Source organism: Streptomyces capoamus, assembly GCF_014654935.1.
GTDB lineage: Bacteria > Actinomycetota > Actinomycetes > Streptomycetales > Streptomycetaceae > Streptomyces > Streptomyces capoamus.
Genome location: NZ_BNBF01000002.1, coordinates 64,915 through 73,567, shown reverse-complemented (window position 1 = coordinate 73,567; position 8,653 = coordinate 64,915). Strand labels below are relative to the sequence as shown.

Annotated in this window: 7 protein-coding genes; 4 read left to right on the top strand and 3 right to left on the bottom strand. The window is 75.1% G+C overall.

The window, feature by feature from the left end; all coding sequences use genetic code 11:
• Together IE312_RS38655 and IE312_RS03830 are read left to right on the top strand one after the other, a co-directional pair.
• On the top strand, nucleotides 1-470 hold a 470-nt coding region (locus IE312_RS38655), incomplete at its 5' end, for a PH domain-containing protein (RefSeq protein WP_229899006.1).
• A 117-nt stretch (nucleotides 471-587) separates the two neighbouring features.
• Nucleotides 588-2,258, top strand: a complete 1,671-nt coding sequence (locus IE312_RS03830) for a hypothetical protein (RefSeq protein WP_229899004.1) — start codon at nucleotides 588-590, stop codon at nucleotides 2,256-2,258.
• A 97-nt stretch (nucleotides 2,259-2,355) separates the two neighbouring features.
• Here the strand turns inward: IE312_RS03830 and IE312_RS03825 are convergent, their stop codons facing one another.
• The 3 genes from IE312_RS03825 to IE312_RS03815 all read right to left on the bottom strand — a co-directional run bounded on the left by IE312_RS03825 (nucleotide 2,356) and on the right by IE312_RS03815 (nucleotide 5,558).
• Complete coding sequence (locus tag IE312_RS03825) at nucleotides 2,356-3,987, bottom strand: phospho-sugar mutase (protein WP_189978381.1); 1,632 nt, start codon at nucleotides 3,985-3,987, stop codon at nucleotides 2,356-2,358.
• A 188-nt stretch (nucleotides 3,988-4,175) separates the two neighbouring features.
• Nucleotides 4,176-4,997 (bottom strand): purine-nucleoside phosphorylase, encoded by an 822-nt coding sequence (locus IE312_RS03820; RefSeq protein ID WP_189978379.1) that lies wholly within the window; start codon nucleotides 4,995-4,997, stop codon nucleotides 4,176-4,178.
• Between the two features lie 123 nt (nucleotides 4,998-5,120).
• Entirely contained in the window at nucleotides 5,121-5,558 is a 438-nt protein-coding gene (locus IE312_RS03815) for a gamma-glutamylcyclotransferase family protein (RefSeq protein WP_189978377.1), read from the bottom strand.
• Between the two features lie 96 nt (nucleotides 5,559-5,654).
• Between IE312_RS03815 and IE312_RS03810 the strand changes: the two genes are divergently transcribed.
• Both IE312_RS03810 and IE312_RS03805 read left to right on the top strand, forming a co-directional pair.
• Nucleotides 5,655-7,103 carry an NAD(P)H-quinone dehydrogenase gene (locus tag IE312_RS03810; protein WP_189978375.1) on the top strand — a complete coding sequence of 483 codons (1,449 nt, stop codon included), beginning with the start codon at nucleotides 5,655-5,657 and terminating at the stop codon, nucleotides 7,101-7,103.
• 166 nt (nucleotides 7,104-7,269) lie between these two features.
• Complete coding sequence (locus IE312_RS03805) at nucleotides 7,270-8,214, top strand: DeoR/GlpR family DNA-binding transcription regulator (protein ID WP_189978373.1); 945 nt, start codon at nucleotides 7,270-7,272, stop codon at nucleotides 8,212-8,214.
• Nucleotides 8,215-8,653: the final 439 nt, after the last annotated feature.

Genomic DNA, 8,653 nt, shown 5'->3' with positions numbered 1-8,653 from the left:
TCGCGAGCGAGGACCGGCTGCGCGTCCGCAACCCCTTCCGGGTCGTCACCCTGCCCTGGGGCGAGGTCGCCTCCCTGCGCTCCGGCTACTCCAACGAGGTCGTCGCCGCCTCCGGCACCAAGTACCAGCTGTGGGCCGTCCCCGTGTCGCTGCGCGCCCGCAACAAGGCGGCCCGCCGGCAGCAGCGGGCGGCGGCGGGGGACGCGGCCGGCGGCGCGGCCCCGGCCGGCCGGGGCGGCGTGCTCGGCCCGAGCGGCACGGGCCTCGGCGGATTCAGCCTGCGCGGACCCGACACCGGGCCGACCCGCGCGGAGACCGACCAGGTCATGGACGACCTGCGGGAGCTGCTGGAGCGCCGGCGCGAGGCCGAGTCGGCGCAGGGCGAGGTCACCGTGCGCTGGGCGTACGAGGTGGCGGCGCCCGCGGTCGCCGGCGCGGTGCTGCTGGGCATCCTGCTCGCCGTCGGCTGACGGGGGGCTCGCCGGTCGCGCGGGGCCGGTCGGCCCGGTGCGGTGGGACGCGTAGGGCGTGGCGTGCCGCGGTCGGGGACGGTCCAGTCGTTCCCCCTGCTCAGTGACGGGAAAGCGATGAGTACGACCTCCCGAGAACCGTTGCCGTTGCCGTTGCCCGCCTCGGCCGGGCCCGCCGGTCCGGCCGTGCCCGACGGCGGCCCCGCGTGGAGCGGTGAGCACGCCCGCCGCTGGCTCGGCGCGCTGCCGCCCCGCTGGGTGCCCCAGCCGTCCGGGAACGGACACCTCCTCACCGCGTGGTGCGCCACCGTGGCGGTCACCGCGCTGTTGGCGTCGCCCGCCGGCTGGCAGCCGTGGGCCGCCGCGCTGTCGGCGCTCCACGTGCTGTGGCTGTGCGCGCGCCCGGAGATCGTGCCGGTGTCGGCGCCGGTCGCGGCGGTGCTGCTGCTCGCCCTGCGGCCGGGGACGAGCGGGCCGGGGACCGGTGGGCCGGCCACGGCGGCCGCCGTGGCCGGCCTGGCCCTGGTCTGGGGGGCGGCCGTGCTGCGGCTGGTGGCACGGCGCCGGCAGCGGGAACGGGCCCGGGAGGCGGCCGGCGGGACGACCGCGCCGCTGCCGGACGCGGAGGGGCCCCAGCCGCGCGGCCGGTTCCTGACCGGATCCGGGACCGTCCTGCTCGCCCTCGGGGCCGGCGCGGTCGCGCTGACCCCGGCCGGAGCGGCACCGGCGGGGCGGACGCTCGCCTGGCTCGTGGCGGGCCAGGGGCTGACCACGCTGCTCTCCGGGCTGCTGGGCCGCCGCCGGGCCGCTGCCCTGCGGGCCGCGCCGGCGCCCGTCCTGCGGGTGCTCGTGCGTGAGGGCGCCGACGGGGACACCGAGGTGTTCGCCGCCGACGACCCGGCCGGGCTGCGCCCCCTGTTCCGGGTCGCCGTCACGGAGGCCGGGGGCGGCGTCGGAACGGCGGACGGCGACGAGGAGGAGACGCAGGCGCTCCTCGCGCGGCTCGACCGGGAGGGGCCGGGACCGCTGCGGGAGGCCGTGCTCCACGGCGCGCCCTGCGACGGCGCCGAGGTCCTGCTGGTCACGGCCGCCGAGGAGGCGGGCCGGCCGCCGGTGTGCGAACGGTCGTCGGGACCGGTCCGGCCCCTGTCCGACGCGTCCGTGCGGCGCGCACTGGCCCGGGAGGAGCGCCGGACGGCCCGGCGGACGGCGTACGCGGAACTGCGCCGGTCGGCGGGGGACGCCGTCGCGTCCGGGGCGGTCCCGGCGGGCGTACGGCAGTGGCGGGCGGGTCCGCTGGACCGGCTCTGCGCGCTGCTGCTGGTGTTCTGGGCCGGCAGCCTCTTCTGGAGCGAGACCGGAGGGTGGCGCTACGCGCTCGGTGCCGTCGCCGGCTTCGTCGGCGCGCTGTGGCTGCCGCACTGGCTCGCGTGGCGGATCACGGCCGACCGCGAGGGACTGTGGTTCAACGGGCTGCGCGGTCCCCGGCACCTGCCCTGGGACGAGATCAGGACCGTCGAGTGCAAGGGCACCGAGCTGACGGTGGACAGCCTGCGGGCCTCGTTCACCGCCTGGTCGGCGCACGCGCCCCGCTGGCCCTGGCTGGAGCGCAGGTTCCGGCTCGTCCACCCGCACGAGCGGGTGGCCGGGGAGATCACCGCCCTGTGGCGCACCCCGGCGCTGCGGCCGTCCGAATCCGCCGGGGAAGGACAGCGGGGCCGGCCGCTGTGGCCCCTGGCGCTGGTCCTGGAGGCCGCCTGGGCGGCGGCGCTGGTGTTCGCGGCCTGACGTCCGGCCCGCCGGGGCGGCCGGCGCCGTCCCCGGAGCGGCCCGCCCGGCCGGTGCCGTCTCCCGGACGTGACGGCGCCGGTGACGTCTGCCGGACTCAGATGCCGGCGGCCGCCGACAGGTCGCGCTTGACCGCCGTCAGCAGCTCGGTCGCGCGGGCGCGGGCGGCCGGCAGACCGGCGTGCGCGGCGACCGGTACGACGACCTCCAGGTAGCACTTCAGCTTGGGTTCGGTGCCGCTGGGGCGGACGATGACCCGGGCGCCGTCGAGGGTGTAGCGCAGGCCGTCCGTGGGCGGCAGCTGCTCCGTGCCCCGGGTCAGGTCCTCGGCGCGGGTGACGGGCAGGCCGGCCAGCTCGGTCGGCGGCTGCTCGCGCAGCCGGCGCATCGCGTCCGCGATCAGCGAGAGGTCCTGGACGCGGACCGACAGCTGGTCGGTGGCGTGCAGTCCGTGCTCCACGGCGAGGTCGTCGAGCAGATCGAGGAGGGTACGGCCCTCCTCCTTCAGCACGGACGCCAGCTCCGTGATCAGCAGCGCGGCGGTGATGCCGTCCTTGTCGCGCACGCCCTGCGGGTCCACGCAGTAGCCGAGGGCCTCCTCGTAGCCGTAGCGCAGGCCGTCGACGCGGGCGATCCACTTGAAGCCGGTCAGCGTCTCCTCGTACGGCAGACCCGCCTTCTCGGCGATCCGGCCGAGCAGGGACGAGGAGACGATCGACTCGGCGAAGGTGCCCCGGGCGCCGCGGCGGACCAGGTGGGCGGCGAGCAGGGCGCCGACCTCGTCGCCGCGCAGCATCCGCCAGTCGCCGCCGTCCCTGACGGCCACGGCGCAGCGGTCGGCGTCCGGGTCGTTGGCGATGACGAGGTCCGGGCCGGCGGTGCGGGCCCGCGCGAACGCCAGGTCCATCGCGCCGGGCTCCTCCGGGTTCGGGAAGGCGACCGTCGGGAAGTCCGGGTCCGGCTCGGCCTGCTCGGTGACCAGCACCGGCTCGGGGAAGCCGGCGCGGGCGAAGGCGGCCAGCAGGACGTCCTTGCCGACGCCGTGCATGGCCGTGTAGACCGTGCGGGCGGTGCGGGGGGAGGCGGGGTCCAGCACGGCGTCCGTGCGGGCGAGGTAGGCGTCCAGGACCGAGTCGTCCAGGGTCTCCCAGCCGCTGTCCGGGCGGGGCACGTCGTGCAGCGAGGCGATCGCGTCGATCTCGGCGGCGATCTCCGCGTCGGCCGGGGGCACGATCTGGGAGCCGTCGCCGAGGTAGACCTTGTAGCCGTTGTCCCGGGGCGGGTTGTGGCTAGCGGTGACCTCCACGCCCGCGACCGCGCCGAGGTGCCGTATCGCGAAGGCCAGGACCGGGGTGGGCAGCGGGCGGGGGAGTACGGCGGCGCGCAGGCCGGCACCGGTCACCACGGCGGCGGTGTCGCGGGCGAAGTCGGCGGACTTGTGGCGGGCGTCGTAGCCGATGACGACGAGCCCGTCGGTGTGGCCCTGCTTCTTCAGGTACGCGGCGAGGCCGGCGGCGGCGCGGATGACGACGCTGCGGTTCATCCGCAGGGGGCCGGCACCGAGTTCTCCCCGCAGGCCGGCGGTGCCGAACTGCAGGGTGCCGCTGAAGCGGGCCGACAGCTCCGCCGTGTCACCGGCCTCGATCAGCTTGGCCAGTTCGTCGCGCGTCTCCTGGTCCGGGTCCTCGGCGAGCCAGGCCTCGGCCCGGGCGATCAGATCGTCGTGCACCTTGGGATCAACCTCTCCATGTCTGCCTGGTCCACCGGGGGCTCCGCCCCGGGCCCCCGTCCGCCCACCCGCTCGCCCGGCCCGGTCGGCCGCGCGCTGAACCGGCGGGATCGCGCCGGCGCCGACGCGAAGCGGCGGCCCGCCCGTGCGAACCGGCGGCCCGTCCGCGCCGGTCCGGCCGGCGTTTCCTACAGCTTGCCCAGCACCTGGCCCAGCAGCTCCCCCATCCGGGCGGCCGAGTCGCGGCCCGCCTGGAGGACCTCCTCGTGGTTGAGGGGCTCGCCGGTCATGCCCGCGGCCAGGTTGGTGACCAGGGAGATGCCGAGCACCTCCGCGCCGGCCTCACGGGCGGCGATGGCCTCCAGGACCGTGGACATGCCCACGAGGTCCGCGCCGATGACGCGGGCCATGCGGATCTCGGCCGGGGTCTCGTAGTGCGGGCCGGGGAACTGGGCGTAGACGCCCTCCTCCAGCGAGGGGTCGATCTCCTTGCACAGGGCGCGCAGGCGCGGCGAGTACAGGTCCGTCAGGTCCACGAAGTTCGCGCCGACGATCGGGGAGGTCGCCGTGAGGTTGATGTGGTCGCTGATCAGGACCGGCTGGCCGGGGCGCATGCCCTCGCGCAGACCGCCGCAGCCGTTGGTCAGCACGATGGTCTTGCAGCCGGCGGCCACGGCGGTGCGCACACCGTGGGCGACGGCGGCGACGCCGCGGCCCTCGTAGTAGTGCGTGCGGCCCAGGAAGACCAGGGCGCGCTTGTCACCGGAGGAGTACGAGCGGATCTTTCCGCCGTGACCCTCGACCGCCGGCGGCGGGAAGCCGGGCAGCTCGGTGACCTGGAACTCGGCGTCGGGCGCGCCCAGGGCGTCGACGGCCGGAGCCCAGCCGGAGCCCATCACGAGGGCGACGTCGTGGGTCTCGGCGCCGGTCAGTTCGCGCAGGCGCGCGGCGGCGTCGGCGGCGGCGTAGGGGTCGCCCTTGATGTCGTCCGGAAGAAGAGATGCGTTCACGCCGAAGAGGGTAGCCGGTCTTCGCCTACGCGCGTAGATGACAGACCTCACGGGTTTGCGCCCGATGTCTTGTCGGTTTCCACAAACGGAGGGAAAAACCGCGGCAAAGCACCGCGCGCGGGCTCAGCAGGGGCGCTTGCGGAGTTCCATCACATAGTCGTGCGGCGCCCCCGCCGACTCCGCCGCGTCGGCGATCTCGCCCAGGTACCGCGCCGACGGCAGCCCGCCCTCGTAGGCGTTGAGGACGTACGCCCAGGCGAACTCCTCGCCGTCCAGCGTGTGCACGCGCACGCGTACCCGGCGGTAGATCTCCATCCCCACGCCCTCCCACCGGTCGAGCGACTCCTCGTCCGGGGGAGCGATGTCGTACAGGCCGACGAAGACCTGGGCCAGCGGGTCCTCGACGATCGTCGCCAGCGCGCCCTCCCAGCCGAGCTGCTCACCGCCGAAGGTCAGCCGCCAGCCGTTCAGCCACCCGGTGGCGCGCAGCGGCGAGTGCGGGGCGCGGCGGGACATCAGGCGCGCGTCGAGGTTGCCGGCGTACGCGGCATAGAGCGACATGCACAGAGGGTACGGCAGGCGTCCCGCGCGCCCCGGGCGCCCCGGGAGCGGCCCGGTGGCGCCCCCGGGCAGTAGCACCTTGAAGCGTGCGGGACAATGGGGTACGTGACTCGGATCGTGATCATCGGTGGCGGACCCGGCGGATATGAAGCGGCGCTGGTGGCCGCTCAGCTCGGCGCGGAGGTGACCGTCGTCGACTGCGACGGTCTGGGCGGAGCGTCGGTGCTGACCGACTGCGTGCCGTCGAAGACCCTTATCGCTACGGCCGAGGTCATGACGACCTTCGACTCCTCGTACGAGGAGCTCGGCATCATCGTCGCCGACGACACCCCGCCGCTGGAGCAGGCGGCCCGGGTGGTCGGCGTGGACCTCGGCAAGGTCAACCGGCGCGTGAAGCGGCTCGCGCTCGCCCAGTCGCACGACATCACCGCCTCCGTCACCCGGGCCGGCGCCCGGGTCCTGCGCGGACGCGGCCGGCTGGACGGCATGCAGGCCCTGGACGGGTCCCGGAAGGTCGTCGTCACCGCCGCCGACGGCACCGAGGAGACCCTCGCCGCCGACGCCGTCCTCATCGCCACCGGCGGTCACCCGCGCGAGCTGCCCGACGCCCAGCCCGACGGCGAGCGCATCCTCAACTGGACCCAGGTCTACGACCTCACCGAGCTGCCGGACGAGCTGATCGTGGTCGGCTCCGGCGTCACCGGTGCCGAGTTCGCCGGCGCCTACCAGGCCCTCGGATCCAAGGTCACGCTGGTCTCCTCGCGCGACCGCGTGCTGCCCGGCGAGGACCCGGACGCCGCCGCCGTCCTGGAGGACGTCTTCCGCCGCCGCGGCATGAACGTCATGGCCCGCTCCCGCGCGCAGTCCGCCAAGCGCGTCGGCGACCGGGTCGAGGTGACGCTGGCCGACGGCCGCGTCATCAGCGGCTCGCACTGCCTGATGGCCGTCGGCGCCGTGCCGAACAGCGCGGGACTGGGCCTGGAGGAGGCCGGGGTCAAGCTGCGCGAGTCCGGGCACATCTGGACCGACAAGGTCTCGCGCACGACCGCGCCGGGCGTGTACGCGGCCGGCGACGTCACCGGGGTGTTCGCCCTGGCCTCCGTCGCCGCCATGCAGGGGCGCATCGCCATGTACCACTTCCTGGGCGACGCGGTGACCCCGCTGAACCTGAAGACGGTCTCGTCCAACGTCTTCACCGACCCCGAGATCGCCACCGTCGGCTACACGCAGGCCGACGTCGACGGCGGCAAGATCGACGCGCGGGTCGTCAAGCTGCCCCTCCTGCGCAACCCGCGCGCCAAGATGCAGGGCATCCGGGACGGCTTCGTGAAGATCTTCTGCCGGCCCGGCACCGGGATCGTCGTCGGCGGTGTCGTCGTGGCTCCCCGCGCCTCGGAACTGATCCACCCCATCTCGATCGCCGTCGACAACAATCTGACGGTCGAACAGATCGCGAACGCGTTCACGGTGTACCCCTCCCTTTCGGGGTCGATCGCGGAGGTCGCCCGGCAGCTGCACAACCGCAAGGGGGGCGCGGAGGCCTGACCGGGCCGGCCGGCTTCCCGCTGGTCACGGGGAGTCGCCGCGCATGCGGGCGGCATAGTCGGGGCGGGTAGGTGCTATACCACCTCCCACCCCGCCATGCGAACAACTTCTGTTATTCGGCGCAAACTGCTGAAACCAGACGGTCGCTGGGGTTACTGTCAGTTTCGTGTTCGCTGCTGAACGTCGCCAATTGATCCTCGAAATGGTGCGAGCGAACGGTGCCGTGTCGCTCCGTGAACTCGCCCGCGTCGTCCAGACCTCCGAAGTGACCGTACGGCGGGACGTGCGCGCACTGGAGGCAGAAGGACTCCTCGACCGCCGGCACGGCGGTGCGGTACTGCCGGGCGGTTTCACGCGGGAGTCCGGCTTCCCGCAGAAATCGCATCTCGCGACCGCCGAGAAGACGGCCATCGCCGACCTCGCGGCGGGCCTCGTCGAAGAAGGCGAGGCGATCGTGGTCGGGGCCGGTACGACCACGCAGGAACTGGCCCGCCGCCTCGCGCGCGTGCCGGGCCTGACGGTCGTCACCAACTCCCTCCTGGTCGCCCAGGCCCTGGCCCATGCCAACCGGGTGGAGGTCGTGATGACCGGGGGCACCCTGCGCGGGTCCAACTACGCCCTGGTCGGCTCCGGTGCCGAGCAGTCCCTCCAGGGGCTGCGGGTGTCGCGGGCCTTCCTCTCCGGGAGCGGCCTGACGGCCGATCGCGGGCTGTCGACCTCCAACATGCTCTCGGCGTCCGTCGACCGGGCCCTGGTGCAGGCCGCCGCCGAGGTCGTGGTCCTCGCCGACCACACCAAGCTCGGCACGGACACGATGTTCCAGACCGTGCCGACCGACCTCATCACCCGGCTGGTCACCGACGAACCGCCCGCCCACGACGACCGGGCCGCCACCGAGCTGCAGGCGCTCGCCGACCAGGGGGTGCAGATCGCCGTCACGGGGGCGAGCGGAAGCCCGGGGGGTGACCAGGTCCCGGCGGGCCGCCGCGCTCCCCTGCCGGGACCACGACGAGGGCACGTACCCGGCTCCTCCCCCCTGCGTCCCGCCGCGGGCCTGGGCGACCCGGCGTCCCCCGACCGCGGCCGCGTGGCCGACCTGCGCCGCCGGTGAGGGCGGCACGGACACCGGGCGGGTGACGCGCCGCGCGGGCCGCCGGTGCCACGGGGTCCACGGTTCCCCGGCGCGCCACGGCGGGCGGTACGACGCGCGGGCGCCCGCGGGGGCCGAGTACGGGCGACCGCGGGGGCCGTGTACGGGCGACCGCGGGGGCCGTGTACGGGTGCCCGGCCGGCGGCCCCGGCAGCGGGCGAGCCCCTCGGGAAGGCGCAGCAGCCCCGCGGTTCTCCCGGACCACCTGCCGTATCACCCACCTGACGGTGAATCGTTCCGCCGATCGGCCCAGTCCGCCGTACGAGCCCGCACGCACCACGCCCGGCGGGCCATGAGGGGCGGCCGCCGGGCGTGGGTGGAGACGGTGGAGCGGGTCAGTCCTTGATCTCGCAGATCGCGGCACCCGAGGTGATGGAGGCGCCGACCTCGGCGGTCAGGC